The organism is Parachitinimonas caeni, assembly GCF_030129945.1.
Lineage (GTDB): Bacteria > Pseudomonadota > Gammaproteobacteria > Burkholderiales > Chitinimonadaceae > Parachitinimonas > Parachitinimonas caeni.
The window spans coordinates 57782-76230 of record NZ_JARRAF010000005.1 but is presented as its reverse complement, the minus strand read 5'-3'; the positions used below and the strand labels follow the sequence as shown (position 1 = coordinate 76230).

At 57.7% G+C, this 18449-nt stretch carries 19 protein-coding genes; 9 read left to right on the top strand and 10 right to left on the bottom strand.

What is annotated here, in order from left to right:
- Positions 1-3: 3 nt before the first annotated feature.
- Both PZA18_RS05750 and PZA18_RS05745 read left to right on the top strand, forming a co-directional pair.
- Positions 4-642, top strand: a complete 639-nt coding sequence (locus PZA18_RS05750; RefSeq protein WP_284099852.1) for a lysophospholipid acyltransferase family protein — start codon at positions 4-6, stop codon at positions 640-642.
- Positions 639-1583, top strand: coding sequence for a phosphatidate cytidylyltransferase (locus PZA18_RS05745; protein ID WP_284099851.1), 945 nt, complete (start codon positions 639-641; stop codon positions 1581-1583). The genes PZA18_RS05750 and PZA18_RS05745 overlap by 4 nt, the downstream gene beginning before the upstream one ends.
- A 23-nt stretch (positions 1584-1606) precedes the next feature.
- Here PZA18_RS05745 and PZA18_RS05740 read toward each other — a convergent pair whose 3' ends face one another.
- Positions 1607-2575 (bottom strand): hypothetical protein, encoded by a 969-nt coding sequence (locus PZA18_RS05740; protein WP_284099849.1) that lies wholly within the window; start codon positions 2573-2575, stop codon positions 1607-1609.
- A gap of 182 nt (positions 2576-2757) precedes the next feature.
- Here PZA18_RS05740 and PZA18_RS05735 point away from each other — a divergent pair, with 182 nt between their 5' ends.
- The gene (locus PZA18_RS05735) at positions 2758-3093 is read left to right on the top strand and encodes a DUF2249 domain-containing protein (protein ID WP_308447330.1); all 336 of its coding nucleotides are present in this window, start codon (positions 2758-2760) and stop codon (positions 3091-3093) included.
- Positions 3094-3344: 251 nt separating this feature from the next.
- Here the strand turns inward: PZA18_RS05735 and PZA18_RS05730 are convergent, their stop codons facing one another.
- Entirely contained in the window at positions 3345-4064 is a 720-nt protein-coding gene (locus PZA18_RS05730) for a helix-turn-helix domain-containing protein (protein WP_284099848.1), read from the bottom strand.
- A gap of 178 nt (positions 4065-4242) precedes the next feature.
- Between PZA18_RS05730 and PZA18_RS05725 the strand changes: the two genes are divergently transcribed.
- Together PZA18_RS05725 and PZA18_RS05720 are read left to right on the top strand one after the other, a co-directional pair.
- On the top strand, positions 4243-4545 hold the full coding sequence (locus PZA18_RS05725) for a hypothetical protein (protein ID WP_284099847.1): 303 nt from the start codon (positions 4243-4245) through the stop codon (positions 4543-4545).
- 213 nt (positions 4546-4758) lie between these two features.
- Positions 4759-5472, top strand: coding sequence for an HAD family hydrolase (locus PZA18_RS05720; protein WP_284099846.1), 714 nt, complete (start codon positions 4759-4761; stop codon positions 5470-5472).
- 65 nt (positions 5473-5537) lie between these two features.
- Here the strand turns inward: PZA18_RS05720 and PZA18_RS05715 are convergent, their stop codons facing one another.
- Positions 5538-6299 carry an MgtC/SapB family protein gene (locus PZA18_RS05715; RefSeq protein WP_284099845.1) on the bottom strand — a complete coding sequence of 254 codons (762 nt, stop codon included), beginning with the start codon at positions 6297-6299 and terminating at the stop codon, positions 5538-5540.
- Positions 6300-6547: 248 nt separating this feature from the next.
- Here PZA18_RS05715 and PZA18_RS05710 point away from each other — a divergent pair, with 248 nt between their 5' ends.
- Positions 6548-7807: a 6-phosphofructokinase gene (locus PZA18_RS05710; RefSeq protein ID WP_284099844.1), complete on the top strand. Its 1260-nt coding sequence runs from the start codon at positions 6548-6550 to the stop codon at positions 7805-7807.
- Positions 7808-8000: 193 nt separating this feature from the next.
- Here the strand turns inward: PZA18_RS05710 and PZA18_RS05705 are convergent, their stop codons facing one another.
- A complete protein-coding gene (locus PZA18_RS05705; protein WP_284099843.1) occupies positions 8001-8816 on the bottom strand; it encodes a class I SAM-dependent methyltransferase in 816 nt (271 codons plus the stop codon).
- Between the two features lie 105 nt (positions 8817-8921).
- On the opposite strand from PZA18_RS05705, the gene PZA18_RS05700 reads away from it, so the two are divergent.
- The gene (locus tag PZA18_RS05700) at positions 8922-10709 is read left to right on the top strand and encodes a PHA/PHB synthase family protein (RefSeq protein WP_284099842.1); all 1788 of its coding nucleotides are present in this window, start codon (positions 8922-8924) and stop codon (positions 10707-10709) included.
- A gap of 21 nt (positions 10710-10730) precedes the next feature.
- Here PZA18_RS05700 and PZA18_RS05695 read toward each other — a convergent pair whose 3' ends face one another.
- From PZA18_RS05695 to mutL, 4 genes are read right to left on the bottom strand one after another with little or no spacing between them, the layout of a single operon-like run.
- A complete protein-coding gene (locus PZA18_RS05695; protein WP_284099841.1) occupies positions 10731-11270 on the bottom strand; it encodes a DUF2062 domain-containing protein in 540 nt (179 codons plus the stop codon).
- Positions 11271-11298: 28 nt separating this feature from the next.
- The gene (gene miaA / locus PZA18_RS05690; RefSeq protein WP_284099840.1) at positions 11299-12243 is read right to left on the bottom strand and encodes a tRNA (adenosine(37)-N6)-dimethylallyltransferase MiaA; all 945 of its coding nucleotides are present in this window, start codon (positions 12241-12243) and stop codon (positions 11299-11301) included.
- Positions 12240-13010, bottom strand: a complete 771-nt coding sequence (locus tag PZA18_RS05685; RefSeq protein WP_284099839.1) for a hypothetical protein — start codon at positions 13008-13010, stop codon at positions 12240-12242. Before PZA18_RS05685 ends, miaA begins: the two co-directional genes overlap by 4 nt.
- 2 nt (positions 13011-13012) lie before the next feature.
- A complete protein-coding gene (gene mutL / locus PZA18_RS05680; protein ID WP_284099838.1) occupies positions 13013-14863 on the bottom strand; it encodes a DNA mismatch repair endonuclease MutL in 1851 nt (616 codons plus the stop codon).
- Between the two features lie 177 nt (positions 14864-15040).
- Here mutL and PZA18_RS05675 point away from each other — a divergent pair, with 177 nt between their 5' ends.
- Positions 15041-15418 (top strand): response regulator transcription factor, encoded by a 378-nt coding sequence (locus tag PZA18_RS05675; RefSeq protein ID WP_284099836.1) that lies wholly within the window; start codon positions 15041-15043, stop codon positions 15416-15418.
- Between the two features lie 51 nt (positions 15419-15469).
- On the opposite strand, the gene PZA18_RS05670 is transcribed toward PZA18_RS05675, so the two are convergent.
- Both PZA18_RS05670 and tsaE read right to left on the bottom strand, forming a co-directional pair.
- Positions 15470-16858: an N-acetylmuramoyl-L-alanine amidase gene (locus PZA18_RS05670; protein ID WP_284099835.1), complete on the bottom strand. Its 1389-nt coding sequence runs from the start codon at positions 16856-16858 to the stop codon at positions 15470-15472.
- Positions 16813-17316 (bottom strand): tRNA (adenosine(37)-N6)-threonylcarbamoyltransferase complex ATPase subunit type 1 TsaE, encoded by a 504-nt coding sequence (tsaE, locus tag PZA18_RS05665; RefSeq protein ID WP_284099834.1) that lies wholly within the window; start codon positions 17314-17316, stop codon positions 16813-16815. The genes PZA18_RS05670 and tsaE overlap by 46 nt, the downstream gene beginning before the upstream one ends.
- Here tsaE and queG point away from each other — a divergent pair.
- Entirely contained in the window at positions 17302-18420 is a 1119-nt protein-coding gene (queG, locus tag PZA18_RS05660) for a tRNA epoxyqueuosine(34) reductase QueG (RefSeq protein ID WP_284099833.1), read from the top strand. The two genes, tsaE and queG, sit on opposite strands and share 15 nt — an antisense overlap.
- Positions 18421-18449 lie beyond the last annotated feature (29 nt).

Here is an 18449-nt window from a genome sequence, read left to right as displayed (position 1 = left end):
ACTGTGCTCAGACATGCAGTGGAAGCCCTGGTCGCCACCAGCATCGTCGGCTTTGCCCGGCTGGTGACCGGCGTACGAGGCGTCTGGAAGGGCTGCGCCCCCAATTACCAGCAACGCGTGTACTTCGCCAACCATGCGAGCCACGGCGATTTTGTGCTGCTGTGGTCCGCCCTGCCCCCAGCCCTGCGCCACAGCACCCGGCCGGTGGCCGGTAGCGACTACTGGCTCAAGAGCCGCTTACGCCGCTTCATCATTCAGGATGTATTCCGCGCCGTGCTGATTGATCGCGATTTTCAACATAGCGGTTCCGCCAACCCGGTCGAAGTCATGCTGACCGCACTGGAATATGGCGACTCGTTGATCATCTTCCCCGAGGGCACCCGTAATACCACGGAAGAGCGGCTGCTGCCGTTCAAAGGCGGGCTCTACAAGCTGGCTGAAGCCCGGCCGGACGTTGAGCTGGTGCCGGTATGGATTGAAAACCTCAATCGCGTGATGCCCAAGGGCGAAGCCGTCCCGATCCCGCTACTGTGTACCGTCAGCTTTGGTGAACCCATCCGGCTGGCGGAATCAGAAAACCGGGCCGATTTCCTGAACCGCGCCCGCGAGGCTCTACTGGCCCTTGCGCCGAGGCTGACATGAGTCCCAAACACGAAACCCTTTGGCTGTTTGGGAGCATCGGCCTGTTTCTGGTCGTCGCCACCCTCATTGGCCGCGTGCTCAAGCACTTCTTTTCGGCAGGTAAACCTCATGCCGTGCTCGACAACCTCAACGCCCGCATCGATGCCTGGTGGTATATGGTCGGCGCCATCGGCCTCGCTTTTGCCGGTGGCAAAGGTGGGGTGATCCTGCTGTTCGCGTTTGTCTCGTTTGCCGCCTTGCGCGAATTCATCACCCTCACCCACACCCGACGCGGCGACCATTACGCGCTGGCACTCAGCTTTTTCGTGGCCTTGCCAGCACAGTACCTTCTGATCTGGATCGACTGGTATGGCATGTATTCGATCCTGATTCCGGTTTACGCCTTTCTGGTCTTGCCCATCATGGCGGCGGTGTCGGGCGATGCCACCCGTTTTCTGGAGCGGGCCGCCAAGGTGCAGTGGGGCTTGATGGTCAGCGTTTATTGCATTGCCCATGTGCCGGCCCTCCTGACGCTGGACATCCCCGGCTACGAAGACCGCCACCTGCTGCTGATCGCCTTCCTGATTCTGGTGGTGCAGAGCAGCGATGTGTTCCAGTACATCTGGGGCAAGCTGTTCGGCAAGCGGCTCATTGCGCCTGCCGTTTCCCCCTCCAAAACCGTCGAGGGATTCTGGGGGGGAATCGCCAGTTCTACCCTGCTGGGTACCGCCCTGTACTGGATCACCCCATTCAAGCCCTGGCAGGCTGCGATCATCGCTTTCTCCATCTGCCTGATGGGCTTTGCAGGGGGCTTGGTTATGTCCGCGATCAAGCGTGACCGGGGCGTGAAAGACTGGGGGACGCTGATTGAAGGCCACGGCGGCATGCTCGACCGGGTCGATTCGGTCTGTTTTGCCGCCCCCGTGTTCTTTCATGTGATACGGCATTGGTGGACGCCCTAAGCATCGCGCACGCGGCTTGACACTTACTTTGCCGTGGATTGATTCAAATTCTCGCGGATCAGCATGGGTTTGAAACTGAAAGGATTGAGCGTGTCATCCGGATCAACCATCACTTGTACCGCATGCATATTGCCTTCACCGAACACTTCGAGCCGCAGGACGTTATCGAGCGGACGACCGTTATTGGCCATCAGTGGTTGATCAACGCGGAAGATGTGCGAATCCCCATGCACAATCAACACCGGCTTGCCAAAAGCCGCCGCCTTGCTGCGCAGGGCGCGAATGGTATCGGAGAAGCCTGAACGCTGGTCTTCGGCATCATCCTTGTCAAACCACGGGTCGGCTTGCATGAACAACACCAGCGCCCTGGCCTTGTCAGCCTCGGCAAACGCGGCCTCCAGCCAGGCCAGATTGGCGGCATTGCGCTCCAGGTACTCGTTGATCGCAGCAGCATTGCGCTGCAGATTATTGTTGCTACCCACCACATGCAATGTGGCAAACACCACGCCATCCCGCTGCCAGCGGGTGTTCTCGACAAACGCTGCGTACTTCGGATCGTCGGATTGATGCTTGAGCGGCATACGGCGCTTGCCCAGGCTTTCCGATTGGGCAAAGAACAGGCTGCGGATTTTCGCGAGGCGCTCAATCGGATCAAACTTGCCCGCCTTTTCATGATGGCAATCCGTCCACTCGTTGTCGCCCGGCGTATAGACCAAAGGCTGCTCAAAGCTGCCGAACATCTCCAGCACTTTCTGGAAATTCTCATCGGTACAGGGACTGGAACCGCTCTTGATATCGCCGATATGCACGCTGAACGCCGGCTTCACCCGGTTGATGCCTTTGATCAGGGCATCGAAGCCAACATACGCCTCGGGAATCTTGTAGGGCATGTCACCAATCGCAACAAACGAGAAAGGTGCCGCCAAGACTGAGGAAGACAGCAACCCGGCTGACACCGTTGCCAGCAAGCGAGATCGCGACAAAGACATCATGAATTTCACCTTTTGTTTTAAAAGGCCGAAATTATAAGAACAAAGGCCTTACCGGGATGAGATCCCGTTTACAGGACTCAGGCTGTAATCAGGCCAATTGGTTTTACCTGGCTGGTATCAAGGAAGCCAGAACTGCCGCAATTCATACTCGGCGTGTCCTTGTTACTGATTCGGGTAGTTCCATGCACCAGCCAGATACCAGCACCCCCCATCTTTTCGACGCCCGAGGCATTGCCCGCCGCTTCCGCCATGCAGCCTTGTTTGGCGCGCTCGAATCGTTGCATGAAGGCGAGTCGATCCAATTCATCAACGACCACGACCCCCTACCCTTGCTGGATCATTTGCGCCAGCGCTACGGCCAACAGGTCTCCATCCAGTATCAAAGCCGCGCTCCGGAGCAAGTTGTGCTGACGTTCACCGTTCATCCCCATCAGAGCGAAGCCGAAGCCCAGGCTGCGCAGCAATCCGGGGGCGGTTGCGGTGGTGGAGGCCATGGCTGCGGTTGTAGCGGTGGATGAACGATGACAGTTGACCATCATCACAAGCAGAGCGCTTTCTAACCGACCGTGCTCACCCACCGCAAATATAAGTAATAAAGGGGCAGAATCTGCCCCTTTATTAGTCAATCTGACAATGAGGGCCCGCTCTAAACTGAAGTGCAACACCTTCAAACGTATGCGAAGGTGCTGCACTTCAGTTTAGAGCGGGCCCAGCAATACAGCTCTTTACTTCCAAACCAAAATTTCACAATACATCCAGTGCAAGACAGCTATATGGACGTCCAAACACTGGGAGTAGTACCAAGATACCGCCGAAACATGCTGATAAATGCGCTGACGCTCTGATAGCCCTGATTCAGCGCCACTCGGGTCACCGACTCTCCTGCAGCCAGTTGTTCCAGTGCCCGCTGCAAGCACAATTGCTGGCGCCACTGGCCGATACTCCAGCCGGTTTCCTGCTGAAACCGCCGAGTCAGCGTGCGGCGGGACATGCCCACTCTGGTTGCCCAGCCATCCAGGTCGGTTGAGTCATCTGGCTGGGCCAGCAACAGGGTTGCCAGCATGATCAGCCGGGAATCCGTCGGCATCGGCAGGAAGAGCGTCTGTGCTGGCTCGTGGCAGAAAGCATCGGCAAACACCGTTAAATAGGGCTGTAACCGTGATGCGGGCAAGGTTGTCACACTATCCAGCAGCGCTGAGAGAAGAGGCGTTAGCCTGACGATCTTGACGCAACCGGGCATTTGGTTGCGACTCCAGTCCTGCGTGAAGTACAGGCTCAACCCACGCATATTCCCATGTACCGCCGCGCCGTGCGGTAGTGCTGGCGGCAACCAGCCCAGACAGCCAGGCGGCATGACCCAGCGCCCGGTTTCAGTTTCAACGCTGACCATCCCTGCCTCGACAGTAAATAACTGTCCTTCAGCGTGGGTGTGAAGCGCCGCTTCCTGCGGAGCGTCGTGCGTCAGATGCCGGAATTCGAGTAGAGACATCGCTTTGGCCTGATAAAGATATAAATTGTCACTATGCCGTTAGCGGGCCAAACCGTAAATCACCAGAATTGGCCCATGCATTTTCACAGCACTGCGGCGCCGATAACGATCAGCCTGCTCGGAGTGCCTGGGAATGCAACATTGATAAGGACATTTAACTTCTTGCAGGAGAACGCTTATGAAAGCCCATGAAATGTTGCCCGATCAGCAAAATTCGGTTGTTGTCGACGGGGTACCGGTACGAAAAGGTAGCGTAGGTGCCTTTCTGGTCAGTTGGCGCACCCTACAGAATGAAAGCCTCCCCACTGCAGAGCGGGAGCAGGCCAAGGCGGATTTGCTGGGTTTAGTGCCCGCGCTGCAGGCGCTGGGGTTATTCGACGTCCTGACACCCCGTGATCCACAGCTGGCGCAATGGGTGAGTCCGGTTCAAGACTCCATTGAAGGTGAAACGTCGCAAGCTATGGATCTGAAAGTGCCTTAAGCACTGTAGACACCTTTTGCGGTCGCGCCTGATCGGGTTTTGAGGCAATCCAAGACGCAAAGCCTGCGGCATTGTGGTTTTATGCAATGGCTTTGCAACGCCGGTCTGTCTCAAAAGCCGATCCGGCGTGATCGGAAACAAAGCATCACCAGCGCCAGATTTGCGTGGGACTCGCGTTATCATGCCGATCCCCCAACTGGCTGTTTGCACACCATGACTATCCAAGCCGTCCTGTTCGACCTTGATGACACGCTCTTTGATTACAGCCATGCCTCGCAGCAGGCCATTCGTTTAGTCCATTCGCAGCTGGCCGCGCCATCGCCCGATCTCACGCATTTTGCCGAGCGTCACCACCATTATCTGGAGCAGGTCCATGCAGAATTCATCGTCGGCCGGTTCTGTCTCAACGATGCGCGCGTCGAGCGTTTTCGCCGCCTGTTTGCCGAGCTTGGCCAATCGCTGAGTTTTGATGAAGCGCAGGACATTGGAGACCGGTATCGGGCTGAGTTCATGCGCAATCGCCGGGCCATGGCTGGCGCCCGCCAGCTCTTGCTGACCCTGCAAGCCCATGCCCGCATTGCCATCGTCAGCAACAACGCCCATCAGGAGCAAATCAACAAGCTGCGCCATATTGGGTTGGATGACTGTATCGACGCGCTGGTGACTTCGGAATCTGCCGGCATCGCCAAACCTGCTGCGGGTATTTTTTTGAAAACGCTGGATGAGCTGGGGTGTCGGCCCGATCAGGCCGTCATGGTCGGGGATAACTGGGATGCAGATATCGAAGGAGCACTGGCCGCTGGGTTGCGCGCTGTCTGGCTCAATCGCCACGGACTAGCTGCACCCGCCCAGAGTGAGGTCCCACAATTGCTTTCGCTGGAAGATACGCACGCCATTTGCCGTCTGCTGCTGTCTCGCAACGACTGAAATGCTTGCACTTCGCACTAGAAACCCCTACTGAGCCAGAGTTCCCTGCCGCTCAGTAGGCTCAATCAATTGCGGGCATGCGATACATCCATCTCTTCCAGCCCCTCGATTTTTTGCAACTCATTCGATAACCGCAAAATCGGGGCGCCAAGTTTCTTGCTGAGCGAGACAATGACAAAGCGCCATTCCAGCTTGTTATCCCGTTTGCTGACGCTGATGGACCCTGTCGCCAGTACATATCCCGTGTGCTGCAGGCACTGGTTGACCCGCTCTACATCCGGTTGAAAGCCGGGGCGAAAGCGCAGGCGTAGCGCTATGGCGTGGCGTGCCGGCAGCCAGCGCTCAATGCGAGCCGCCCACATCATCAGCCCACCCGATACCATCGCCAGCAGAATCGCCGCCGCGTAAAACCCCACACCCACCATCACACCGATGGCGGAGGCGGTCCAGATTGATGCGGCAGTGGTCAAGCCACTGATATTGAGCCCTTCCTTCATGATGACGCCCGCGCCGAGAAAGCCGATGCCGGTGACAATGCCCTGCACCACGCGTGTCGGATCGGGTGGTGATGCACCGACGACACTATGCAGCACGCCATGACCAAACCAGAACTGCGAGTACCCGGCAAAAACCGTCAGCGCGCAGGACGCCATGCAAACCAGGCCATAGGTACGCATACCGGCTGCCCGGCCATGATAGGAGCGCTCGTAGCCAACCATCAGGCCCAGCAGCAGGGCGCCGAGCAGATTCAGCAGGATGATGAGATTGGTCTCCAGCAACGGCCAGGACCAGTAAGACGACAACACGTCCAGCAAGGCGGGGGCCATAGGCGACTCTCCATCACAGATACCTGCATCGCCCGATGAGGTGTGCCTTATATGTGTATCGCAATCCGCAGTCAGCGCTGCAGTTTCTTTGGCACCTTCTATAACAATAGCGAATGAAATCGCTGCAAAACTGCCGTTTGTCGCATCAACGCCTGACAGATGTCATCTGAAAAGGCTTGTGCGAACGCCGAAATCGGCTAGCATGCGCGCCGAACCTACTTTGTCCGAGCATCCATAGGAATCCTGACATGACCGTGAAGAATGCTTTCTACGCCCAGTCCGGCGGTGTGACTGCCGTGATCAATGCTTCCGCTGCTGGCGTCATCGAAACTGCCCGCAAAAACAGCGACAAGATTGGCAAGGTATATGCTGGCCGCAATGGCATCATCGGCGCGCTGACCGAAGACCTGATCGACACCAGCCAGGAAAGCGCCGAAGACATCGCACGCCTCAAACATACGCCTTCCGGTGCGTTCGGCTCCTGCCGCTACAAGCTCAAAAGTCTGGAAACCCACCGCGAGCAATATGAACGGCTGATCGAAGTCTTCAAAGCCCACAATATCGGCTACTTCTTCTACAACGGCGGCGGCGATTCGGCCGATACCTGTTTCAAGGTGGCCCAGCTCTCCGAAAAAATGGGTTATCCGATCCAGGCCGTGCATGTTCCGAAGACCGTCGATAACGATTTGCCAATTACCGACTGCTGCCCTGGGTTTGGCTCTGTCGCCAAGTACGTTGCAACTTCCATCCGCGAAGCTGGCTTTGATGTCGCGTCGATGGCCAAGACATCAACCAAGGTGTTCATTCTGGAAGTCATGGGCCGCCATGCTGGCTGGATTACCGCAGCCTGCGGCCTGGCCAGCGAAAGCCCGGCCGAAGGCCCGCATATTCTCTTGTTCCCTGAAGTGGAATTCGACGAGGCGCGCTTCCTTGCAAAAGTGAAGGAAACGGTCGAGAAGTACGACCATTGCGTGATCGGTGTTTCGGAAGGCATCAAGAACAAAGACGGCAAGTTTCTCAGTGAAACCGGCCTGAAAGATGCGTTTGGCCATGCCCAGCTTGGTGGCGTCGCCCCGACGATTGCCCAGCTGGTCAAAGACAAGCTCGGTTACAAATATCACTGGGCTGTGGCCGATTATCTGCAGCGCGCCGCCCGCCACATCGCCAGCAAAACCGATGTTGAACAAGCTTATGCCTTGGGCCAAGCCGCCGTCGAACTTGCCCTGGCCGGTGAAAACTCGGTGATGCCCGCCATCCGCCGCCTGGCTGATGCGCCCTATCGTTGGGATATTGTCGATGTACCGCTGGCCGAGGTCGCGAATGTCGAGAAATTCATGCCGCGTAATTTCATTTCGGAAGATGGCTTTCATATCACCGACGCCTGCCGCACTTATCTATCCCCACTGATTGCCGGCGAAGATTACCCACCTTATAAAAACGGCTTACCCGACTATGTCCGGCTGAAAAATATCTCCGTTGAAAAGAAGCTGGAGGAATTCAAGGTCTAGGCTCTGTTGACGTAAGGGTTACCGTCGCGCCGGGCCGAGCTGAAGAGCGGGGCCAATTCTTAATAGCTGAATCGAAATTTTCGTGCACCGCAGGAAAACAGATTTTTCAGGATCTGTTACAGAGACAAAAGGCCATTCATATTGAATGGCCTTTTGCATTGGCACGAATCCTGCCGCTTACGTCAGGCGTAGATCATTCGGATCCCGCCGCCTCCAGGCCAAGCACTTCAGGTCCCCACTCCGGCACGTTTCGGTAGTAGAGGTGCCAACCTGCGGGCATCCAGTGGTATTTCAGCCCGACTCTGGCTCCCAGAACCACCAAACTCAGCGCGGAATAGAGACTGATATGCCCATTGCGGGGGGCGGCATACCACCAATTCAAGGGTTGCCCGACCTTGACGTCGTTGTCCGCCAGGAGAGTCGTGAAGATAACGACCCCATCGTCTTTGATCAAAGTCGCCAGATCCACCACCAGCTGCAGCGGGTCGGGTACATGCTCGAAGACCTCTGTCACCGTAATCAGGTCGAACTCGCCGAGCGTATCCATCTCGACATCTCGATTGACAAAGGGGTCATAAGACCTCGAATTCCAGCCCTGTTCCCGCAGGCACGCACTCATCAAACCATTTCCACCACCGTAGTCCAGGTGTCGCAAGGTGCGGCCAAACTCGGGATCGAATGAATTCATGATTTTACCCGCGACAAAACGCGGGCGGGCTTCAACGTAATCCGGGTCATACTTCACATAGTCTTCGTTGTAGACTTTTTGCGCGAATTGCTCCGGGCTCCATTGATAGCAAGCCGGCGCAAACGTAAAAAGACACCGCGAGCATTGCACGTATTCAATCAACTCACCCGAGGGTGTCCATTCCATATGGTTCTTATCGTTATCAAGACAAGAACGATTGAAGTCGATCCAATCTATGTGCTGCAGCAGGTTTGCTTCTGCTTCGCAAATCGGGCAATTCAACAAAATATTCTCCTCGCATAATTTCAAACCCGCCGGCATTAGAGCCAATCCTGCGATCGGCTGCCATAGGTGACTTCCGAATAGGGCCGGTCAAGCACAGGCCTGTTTGCTATGATCTGCAGCTTCTCCGCCTTGGTGATCTCCATGACCTCTCCATCCTCTCCCCAACCCAATCTGGAAGACAACCTGCAACGCTGGAATGAATTATGCGCCAAGGCCCAAAAGCTGATGTCCGATCAGTTTCAGCGCATGGCCGCTGGCGAGAGACCTTTGTCGATTCCCGATCCCGAGATCGTAGCGGCGACCTTTGGCCGTTGGTGGCAGCAGGCAGCCGGTAACCCTCAACCCTTGATCAAGAACCAGATGGCGTTCTGGCTGGATTATGCTGAGTTATGGCAACGCAGCCTCGGCCAATGGTGGCTGGCACGCCCAGCCGAGCCGGTAGCGGCACCACCGGCCGGGGATAAGCGATTCAAGGATGAGATGTGGGCGCAGAATGCCCTGTTCGACTTCACCAAACAGGCTTATCTGCTGGCCTCCCGCCACATCCAGACAACGGTGGATGACGTAGAGGGGCTGGACCCACATACCGCGCAGCAAGTGGCGTTTTACACCCGGCAACTGGTCGATGCTCTGGCACCGACCAATTTTGTCGCCACCAATCCTGCTGCACTCAAGGCGACGCTCGAAACCGGCGGTGAAAACCTGATCAGCGGCCTAAGCCATATGTTGGAGGATCTGGAGCGCAACAATGGTCGGTTGATGCCCAAGATGACCGACCTCGATGCCTTCCGCCTTGGCGAAAACATTGCCACGACCCCAGGCAAAGTGGTGTTCCGCAATGCATTGATCGAGCTGATCCAGTATGCACCCAGCACTGAGAAGGTACACCAGCGGCCATTGCTGGTAGTGCCGCCGTGGATCAACAAGTTTTACATCCTCGATCTCAAACCCAAGAATTCGCTGATCAAATGGCTGGTTGATCAGGGCCACACCACCTTTGTGATTTCGTGGGTGAATCCGGACGAAACACTGCGTCACAAGAACTTCGAGGACTATCTGCGTGAAGGGACGCTCGCGGCACTAAAAGCCATTGAAGAAGAAACCGGGCAGCATCAGGTCAATGTCGCAGCCTATTGCATCGGCGGCACCTTGCTGGCGGCAACCTTGGCCTGGCTCGCCGCGCAGGGTGAAGATCGGGTTGCATCTGCGACCTTCTTTACCACACTGCTGGATTTTTCGGATGTCGGCGAGCTGTCTGTATTCATCGACGACGCCCAGATCCGCAAGATCGAAGAATACATGGCAGAAAAGGGCTTTCTGGAAGGTCACCAGATGGCCAACGTCTTCAATATGCTGCGTGAAAACGACCTGATCTGGAGTTTCGTGGTCAACAACTATCTGCTTGGCAAAGCGCCAATGCCGTTCGACCTGCTGTACTGGAACTGCGATTCAACCCGCATGCCGGCAGCCATGCACAGCTTTTATCTGCGCAATATGTATCTGGAAAACAAACTGTGTCAGCCGGGCGGTATTACTTTGGGTGGTGTGCCGATTGATCTGGGCAAGATCGAGGTGCCGGCCTACTTTATTTCAGCACGCGAAGACCATATCGCCCCGTGGAAATCCACTTATGCCGGAGCCAGAAAATTGTCGGGGCCGGTACGCTTTGTACTGGGGGGGTCGGGTCATATCGCAGGCATCGTCAATCCGCCATCGGCCAATAAGTATGGCTACTCGACCAATCCGGCCTTGCCTGGCAGCCCGGAGCAGTGGCTTGAGCAAGCAACGGCCCATGAGGGCTCCTGGTGGCTGGACTGGGCCAAGTGGGTGGAAGCCCATCAGGGCAAACTGGTGGCCGCCAGAACGCCCGGCCGTAAACTGAAACCTCTGGAAGACGCGCCGGGCAGCTACGTCAAAATCCGCCTGTAAGCGGTTTGCGCAGCAGCCAGCTCATTGCCGGTTGCGCCGTCTGGCTTGCCAGGCGGCGCGGGTGCGCCAGCGCCAGGTTGAATCAACCACGACATAGCCCGCTATCGCCAGACTGATCGCCAACGCTGGCAGGCCGATCAACAGTGGCATACCCAAAGACAGCAACCAGTCCAATAACCGTCCGCCCCAGTCCAACCAATGCAGATCAGCCATTTCCGGCGGCGGCTGCATGCTGCCCTGGCCGCCAACGATCAGCTGGCCCAGACCATATGCCACGGCGTACAACGGAACGATGGTCAAAGGATTGCTGTAGAGCGTCAGAAACAAGGACACCGGCAAATTAACCCGCCAGGCGCAAGCCAGCATCGCGGCACCAAGCATCTGTAGCGGGCCAGGAATCAGGCCGCACAGCATCCCCACCGCTACCGCCCGTGCCACACTACGCCGGTTGAAATGCCAAAGCGACGCATGTCCGAGCCAGGGCGCAAACCAGCGAAACCAGCGATATTGCTGCAGTGACTCCTGAGTCGGCACCATCTGCCGCAAGCGGCGAGCATTCATTCCCTCAATCTCCAAACTGCGCTGGAATTCAGCTGACTGCCAGAAATCGGGCAAGTTCCTGCTCGATCTGCGGTAAAAGCGCTGGGCTCAGACAATCGACTTCGATGGTGTCATCCATGCCTCGCAGCCAGGTCAGCTGTCGCTTCGCGAGCTGACGGGTGGCGACAATGCCTCGCTCCAGCAGGCCGCTGCTATCGAGCAGGCCATCCAGATAATCCCAGGTCTGGCGATAACCAACACAGCGCATCGAAGGGAGATTGGGGTCGAGCTGAAATTGCCGGCGCAAGGCTTCAACCTCGTCGATCAAACCATCCTGCAACATCTGCTTGAAGCGGTCTGCAATCCGCTGGTGCAGCACAGCCCGATCCGACGGCAGCAGGGCCAGCTTCAACAGCCGATATGGCAAACCGGGCGTGGTGTCCTCTTGCAACAGCTCGGACATCGGCCGCCCCGCCAGCAGACAGACCTCCAATGCCCGCTGAACGCGCTGGGAGTCGGTAGGTTCCAGCCGTGCCGCCGTTTGCGGGTCCAAGGCGGCCAGCCGGGCGTGCAGATGCGGCCAGCCTAATCTGGCGGCCTCGGCATCCAGCTCGGCGCGCAAGGCAGGGTCTGCTTGTGGCAGGTCATGAATGCCGTGCTGCAGGGTGTTGTAATACAGCATGGTTCCGCCCACCAACAGCGGCACCTTGCCTCGTGCCACGATCTCCGCCATGACTCGCAGGGCATCCTCACGAAACTGTGCCGTGGAATAGCGTTCCGTCGGGTCGATCAAGTCAATCAGCAGATGAGGGGCCCGTTCCAGCGTTGCCGCATCCGGCTTGGCCGTGCCGATATTCATGTGCTTGAAAACCAGGGCCGAATCCACGCTGATGATCTCGACCGGCCATTTTTGTGCCAATTCGACCGCTGCGCCGGTTTTACCACTGGCCGTCGGCCCCATCAGGAAAATGGCTGGTGGAAGGGTCGTGCTCATAAAGTTCTCCTGACGATTTCAGAGGCAGCCAGCCCGACCAGCACGCCAGCCAAAGCGGCCAACAGGGTTCCCCAAAAACCTAATAACGGTACGCCCCAGCCCAGCGCCAGAAAAAACACTGTCAGTCCCATCAGACCTGTCAGAAAGCCGCGTAGCACCAGCAACAAGGCATTGCGGCCAGAACGCGCAAAGGTAAATGCAGGAATCACGGTACCCGCCACAGGCGCCCCGGTAAAAATCCCGGTCAGCGTCGGACCTAGCAAGGGAGATACAGTGGTCAACAAGGTCACCAGCCCGGCAGCGGCCAGCATGCGGGTGAGCAGTTCACTCCGGGGCAAAGCCACAACTTGCGGCGGCGCTTCGGGCCGAGGCAGCCAGCGTGTAGCAGCCAGCCACAGCCCCGGCAGAACCGCCAAACCCAGCCAGATGTTATCGGCAACGCCCACCGCATGGAGTAGCAGCGCCACCATGACATAGCTGGTCCAGGCCAGCAGCAAAGCCCCCCACCAGGCAAGGCGCTGACTGGCCCAGGCCATGATCAGCATATAGGCGACATTCGCCCAGACACCAACCGGGGCCGCCAGGGCAAGCTGGGTAACGTAAACCGGCCCATGCGACAGCCAGAGCACCAGTACGATCGGGCCCGCGACCAGTGGTAATCCGCCCAGCACCCCCGCCACATTTGGTCCCCAGCGTTTACCAGCCAGGCTGGCGGCACCGATGAGCAATGGTGAAGTAAGCAGTTTGGCCAGCAGAAGCATGCTCATGCTCATTGTCCCCGCATGAACATCTTGTCGAGTTCATTCAGGCTCATGCGGAACCAGGTTGGCCGGCCGTGGTTGCATTGGCCGGAGCGTTCGGTTGCCTCCATCTGCCGCAACAGTGCATTCATCTCAGCCAGGGTCAGCTGGCGATTGGCGCGAACGGCACCATGGCAGGCCATGGTTGCCAGCAGTTCATTGCGACGTTCCGTAAGAACCCTGCTAGCACCAACGGTCCGGATATCGGTCAGCACGGCCCGTGCCAAATCAACCGCATCCGCAGAGGCCAGCGCAATCGGTACCGACCTTACCGCGAGCTGCGTTGGCCCGACGACGGCCAGTTCAAAACCCAGCTGCATCAAAGTATCGGCATGCTCCTCAACCGTCGCCACGTCCAAGCGGTCGGCAGGAAAGGTCAGGGGTATCAGCAGGGGCTGCGTTGGCAAGGCGGAGGCATCCAGCGCGTTCTTCAGACTCTCGTATACGACTCGCTCATGCGCGGCGTGCATATCCACAACAATCAGGCCCTCCTGGTTCTGCGCCAAAATGTAGATGCCGTGCAGCTGGGCCAGCGCGAAACCGAGCGGCGGGATGCCAGTATCGTCGGCCGCAGGCATGGGGGAATTGGCAGCCGCCTGGCGCATTGGCTCGATGGGATCTGCCATCGCACCACGTTCACCAAACAACGTGCGATAGAACGTGGAAGGTTCATTGGAGACCGGCAGTGGCATGGCGGTCTGCCGGAACTGTCCTCCGCCTGCCCCTGCCCCTGCCGGACCTGCGCCATAAGACATCCCGGCAGGACGTGCTGCGGTTGCCACCTCTGCCAGCACCGGCTGCACCGGCTCGCCCGGGGTATTGGCGGGACGACCCGCGCTGGTGGAAGCCAGCGCCTTGCTCAAGCAATGAAATACAAAGCGATAGATGGCCTGAGAATCGCGAAAGCGGACCTCGGTCTTGGTTGGATGAACATTGACATCGACCGCTTCCGGGTCGAGTTCAAGATATAGGGCATACGCCGGTTGACGATCGAGGTGCAACACATCGCGGTAGGCTTCCCGAATGGCATGGGCGACCACCTTGTCACGTACAAATCGACCGTTGACGAAGAAGTATTGGGCATCCCGCCCGGCGCGGGATTCGGTTGGAGACCCTGCAAAGCCGGACAGTCGCAAGGTAGCGGCCGTTTCATCAATTGCCAACGCATTCTCGCCGAAGGCATCCCCCAGCAAAGCCGCCGCTCGGGCTTGGGCTGACTGGGGCGCCAGACGCCATTGCGCCCGCCCATTGTGGCTCAGCGTCCATTGCACGGCGGGATTGGAGAGAGCAATCCGCTTGAAGGCCTCCTCGCAATGCGCAAACTCGGTGGCAGGCGTTTTCAGGAATTTACGACGCGCCGGCACGTTAAAGTACAGATCACGCGCTTCAATGACTGTGCCGGTTGTCAATGATGCTGGCTCAGGCTCACCGATCCGCCCGTTATCCGCCTCGACCCGCCAGGCGTGGCTGGCATCGTGTGCGCGGCTGGTCAGCACCAGATCGCTGATCGACGCCAGGCTCGCCAGCCCCTCGCCACGAAAACCCAGGCTACGTACCCGCTGCAGATCTTCCAGACTGCTGATTTTGCTGGTGGCGTGCCGCGCCAAGGCCAGCGCCAGCTCATCTTTGGCAATGCCACAGCCATCATCCGCAACGCGGATCAACTTGCTCCCGCCTTCTGCCAGGTCTACGCTGATACTCGTCGCCCCCGCATCCAGACTGTTTTCCAGAAGCTCTTTCAAGGCAGAGGCAGGCCGCTCGACCACTTCGCCGGCAGCAATCTGGTTAATCAGGTGATCGGGTAGCAAACGTATGGGCATGGTAGCTTCGGATTGCGACACGGGCCGGCTTTGATCCGGGCCATGGGCGATAAAATTAGATGGGAAGAGGAACGCGCTGCCGCAACAGTGCAGCGGGCGTGGATATATACCAAAAGCGCTGGGTAGTGGCTGGATTATACCAGTGCCGTCGTTGCTTACCGGGCAAAGGCAGATTTCATGTTCGATCAATCCAAACCGACTGTGATCGTCATCGATGATGACACCATTCTGCGCACACTGATCGCCAGTATCCTGCGCGACGCAGACATCAATGTGATTGCCGATGCCTCAAATGGCGAGGCCGGGCTCAAACTGTGCCAGGAGAAATTTCCTGACCTGGTACTCCTCGACATCAACCTGCCTGGAGCAGGTGGTCTGGAGATCCTTGGCCAGCTGCTCAAGCTTCCCAAGCCACCCAAGGTTGTCATGATCAGTGGGGAAGCGACCGCAGACCGGGTGCGCACCGCCTTGACCAGCGGCGCCCGTGGCTTCGTGGTGAAGCCCTTCAACGCTGCCAAGCTTCTGGCAGCCGTGCAGGCAGCGCTGAAAAAGTAACGGCCTGGATACAGGCCGTCATTTTTCGTTTAAACCCTTACCTGCGTCGCATCACGCCAGCCGATTACGGCTCAGCGGCGGGTTTTTGGCCAGATAGCGCTTGAGTCCATCAAGCAGGGCTTTCGCCATTTTCTCCTGATATTTCTCGTCAACCAGTCGCCTTTCCTCTTCCGGGTTACTGATGAACGCGGTTTCGACCAGTACCGATGGAATATCCGGTGCCTTCAATACAGCAAAGCCTGCTTGCTCAACGTGCTGCTTGTGCAAAGTATTCACGCCAGCCAGCTCGGAGAGCATGGCGCGACCAAGCTTCAAGCTGTCGTTGATGGTGGCAGTCTGGGTCAGGTCAAACAAGGTGTGGGCCAGATAAGGATCTTTGGCATCCAGCTTCACACCGCCAATCAAATCTGCCTCGTTTTCTTTCTGTGCCAGCCATTTTGCGGCCGTACTGGTGGCACCGCGCTCCGACAGTGCAAACACCGACGAGCCTCGGGCCTCGGGCTTGACGAACGCATCGGCATGAATCGACACAAACAGATCGGCATTCACCTTGCGCGCCTTGCTGACCCGCTGCCCAAGCGGCACAAAATAGTCGTCATCCCGTGTCAGCACTGCCCGCATATTCGGCTGGGCATCAATCAGGCTCTTCAGTTTTGAGCCAATCGCCAACGTCACGTTCTTTTCAAAGCTGCCGCCCTTGCCCACTGCCCCCGGATCTTCCCCACCATGCCCTGGGTCGATGACGATCGTCACCAGTCGAGTGACTTCCAGTTTGTTGCCACGATTTTTTTCCGACTCGCCCTTTTCGGGTTTCTCCGGCTTCTCAGCTTTCTCGGCCTTTTCCGCAGGTTCAGGTTTATCAGCCTTGTCTGCCGGCTTGTCATTGCGTGGCTTGGGCTCGTTGCGATCCAGCTTGAGTGCAGGCCCTTCCTTCGACTCATCCTGCAGCAGTGCCAGCAACGGGTCATCCTGCTTGACGGGGTAGAGATCAATCACCAAGCGATGTTTGTATTCGGCAAACGGCTCCAGCGTAAACACCTGCGGCTTGACTTCAGCCTTAAGGTCAAGCACCAGCCTGACCGTGCCGGGCTTGTAGCGCCCCGCCCGCAGCTGGCGGATATACGGATCGTCATTGCCAACCTTGGTGGCAAGGTTAGCCAGCTCGTTGTTCCAGTCGATGCCATCCAGATCAACCACCAGACGCTCCGGGTCTTTCACCAGAAACTGATTGAAGCTCAGCGGGGCGTTCGATTCGAGGGTCACGCGGGTATAGGCTTTGGCCGGCCATACCCGCACGGCGACCACCGTCGCAGCGGCCTGAGCCACCGACGACACACTCAACATCCAGGTAGCGACGGCGCCACGCAGCAGCTGACGCCGCGACACCACTTCGTTCAGCGGGCTGGATGCAGAAAACAGGTATTTAAATGGGCGATACATTGGCGTCCAGGTTCAGAAAAAGCAGTCAGGACGAGGTTTCGACCCAGGCCCTCAGGCGACAGTTGCAAAGTCAGGTCTGCCGCAGGCAGCATGCCACTGGCTTGTTCCGGCCACTCAACCAGACAAACCGACGTGCTATTGAAGTAATCTCGGAAGCCTGCATCAGCCCATTCAGATGGGTCATTGAACCTATATAAATCAAAGTGATAGAAATTTATGTTAGAAATTACATAAGGTTCAACCAAAGTATAGGTCGGGCTTTTGACACGTCCAAGAAACCCTCGTCCACGCAAAATGCCGCGCGTCAGCGTGGTTTTGCCAGCGCCCAGATCACCCTGCAGGTACAAAGTCATGCCACCTGTCAAAGCCAGCCCGAGCTGCTCGCCCAGACCGAGCGTGGCGGCTTCGTCTGAAAGGTGAACCGCCAGAGCGCTGGCAGTATCATGTTCAACATGCATAAGGAAAACTCCGCCCCTGAAGGGCATGCTATCGACTGGAATCAACTGGCGACCGATATCCGGCGCTGGGCAACCGACATTGGCTTCGATGCGGTGGCCATTGGTGACGCAACCTTGCCAGCTTCCGCCGAGGCGGGGCTGGCTGCCTGGCTGGCCGAGGGTTATCACGGCGACATGGATTATATGGCAAAGCACGGTACAAAGCGGTCCCGCCCTGCTGAGCTAGTACCCGGCACGCGTCGCATCATCAGCGTGCGGATGAATTATCGCCCTCCAGCAGCACTTGATGGATTGTCCGTCATTAGCCAGGGGGATCGCGCTTTTGTGTCCCGTTACGCGCTGGGGCGTGATTACCACAAAGTGTTGCGAAATCGCCTGCAAAAGTTGGCCGAGCAAATTCAGCAAGTGGTCGGCGAGTTTGGATACCGCGCTTTTGTTGACTCTGCCCCGGTTATGGAAGTCGAACTCGCCACCCAGGCAGGCCTGGGTTGGCGCGGCAAACACAGCCTGCTGCTGACACGCGAACACGGCTCGTATTTCTTCCTGGGCGAATTGTTTACCGATCTGCCGTTACCGGTTGATCCCCCGCTCGCACAGGAGCATTGCGGCCGGTGTAGCCGCTGCATCACGGCCTGCCCGACGGGCGCCATTGTCGCACCGTATAAGGTGGATGCTCGCCGGTGCATCTCATACCTGACCATCGAGCTACATGGCGCCATTCCCGAGCCGTTACGGCCGCTAATCGGCAACCGTGTCTACGGCTGCGATGATTGCCAGCTGGTATGCCCCTGGAACCGCTTTGCTATTGATAGCACCCAGCCGGATTTCGCAGTACGCAACGGCCTGGACGACGTCAGTCTGGTAGAGCTGTTTGCCTGGACTGAAGCAGAGTTTTCACAAAAACTGGCCGGCACCGCCATTTACCGCATCGGGCATGAGCGCTGGCTACGGAATATCGCCGTTGGACTGGGCAATGCACCAACCGGCCCCGAAGTGATTGCGGCACTTCAATCCAGGCTCGACCATCCGTCCGACCTGGTGCGAGAGCATGTGCAATGGGCCTTGCGCCAGCACCAGGCTCCCACCCCCTCCTCGCCGATCTGAACAAGGTTCTGCGCACACCATATCCCCGG

What these genes read in the sequence shown, in the direction of transcription:
- PZA18_RS05740 (WP_284099849.1), bottom strand. Translation starts at nt 2,575, where the DNA reads ATGATGTCTTTGTCGCGATCTCGCTTGCTGGCAACGGTGTCAGCCGGG.
- PZA18_RS05670 (WP_284099835.1), bottom strand. Translation starts at nt 16,858, where the DNA reads ATGTATCGCCCATTTAAATACCTGTTTTCTGCATCCAGCCCGCTGAAC.
- PZA18_RS05745 (WP_284099851.1), top strand. Translation starts at nt 639, where the DNA reads ATGAGTCCCAAACACGAAACCCTTTGGCTGTTTGGGAGCATCGGCCTG.
- PZA18_RS05700 (WP_284099842.1), top strand. Translation starts at nt 8,922, where the DNA reads ATGACCTCTCCATCCTCTCCCCAACCCAATCTGGAAGACAACCTGCAA.
- queG (WP_284099833.1), top strand. Translation starts at nt 17,302, where the DNA reads ATGTTCAACATGCATAAGGAAAACTCCGCCCCTGAAGGGCATGCTATC.
- tsaE (WP_284099834.1), bottom strand. Translation starts at nt 17,316, where the DNA reads ATGCATGTTGAACATGATACTGCCAGCGCTCTGGCGGTTCACCTTTCA.
- PZA18_RS05730 (WP_284099848.1), bottom strand. Translation starts at nt 4,064, where the DNA reads ATGTCTCTACTCGAATTCCGGCATCTGACGCACGACGCTCCGCAGGAA.
- PZA18_RS05735 (WP_308447330.1), top strand. Translation starts at nt 2,758, where the DNA reads ATGCACCAGCCAGATACCAGCACCCCCCATCTTTTCGACGCCCGAGGC.
- PZA18_RS05710 (WP_284099844.1), top strand. Translation starts at nt 6,548, where the DNA reads ATGACCGTGAAGAATGCTTTCTACGCCCAGTCCGGCGGTGTGACTGCC.
- PZA18_RS05720 (WP_284099846.1), top strand. Translation starts at nt 4,759, where the DNA reads ATGACTATCCAAGCCGTCCTGTTCGACCTTGATGACACGCTCTTTGAT.
- PZA18_RS05695 (WP_284099841.1), bottom strand. Translation starts at nt 11,270, where the DNA reads ATGAATGCTCGCCGCTTGCGGCAGATGGTGCCGACTCAGGAGTCACTG.
- miaA (WP_284099840.1), bottom strand. Translation starts at nt 12,243, where the DNA reads ATGAGCACGACCCTTCCACCAGCCATTTTCCTGATGGGGCCGACGGCC.
- PZA18_RS05685 (WP_284099839.1), bottom strand. Translation starts at nt 13,010, where the DNA reads ATGAGCATGCTTCTGCTGGCCAAACTGCTTACTTCACCATTGCTCATC.
- mutL (WP_284099838.1), bottom strand. Translation starts at nt 14,863, where the DNA reads ATGCCCATACGTTTGCTACCCGATCACCTGATTAACCAGATTGCTGCC.
- PZA18_RS05675 (WP_284099836.1), top strand. Translation starts at nt 15,041, where the DNA reads ATGTTCGATCAATCCAAACCGACTGTGATCGTCATCGATGATGACACC.
- PZA18_RS05715 (WP_284099845.1), bottom strand. Translation starts at nt 6,299, where the DNA reads ATGGCCCCCGCCTTGCTGGACGTGTTGTCGTCTTACTGGTCCTGGCCG.
- PZA18_RS05705 (WP_284099843.1), bottom strand. Translation starts at nt 8,816, where the DNA reads ATGCCGGCGGGTTTGAAATTATGCGAGGAGAATATTTTGTTGAATTGC.
- PZA18_RS05725 (WP_284099847.1), top strand. Translation starts at nt 4,243, where the DNA reads ATGAAAGCCCATGAAATGTTGCCCGATCAGCAAAATTCGGTTGTTGTC.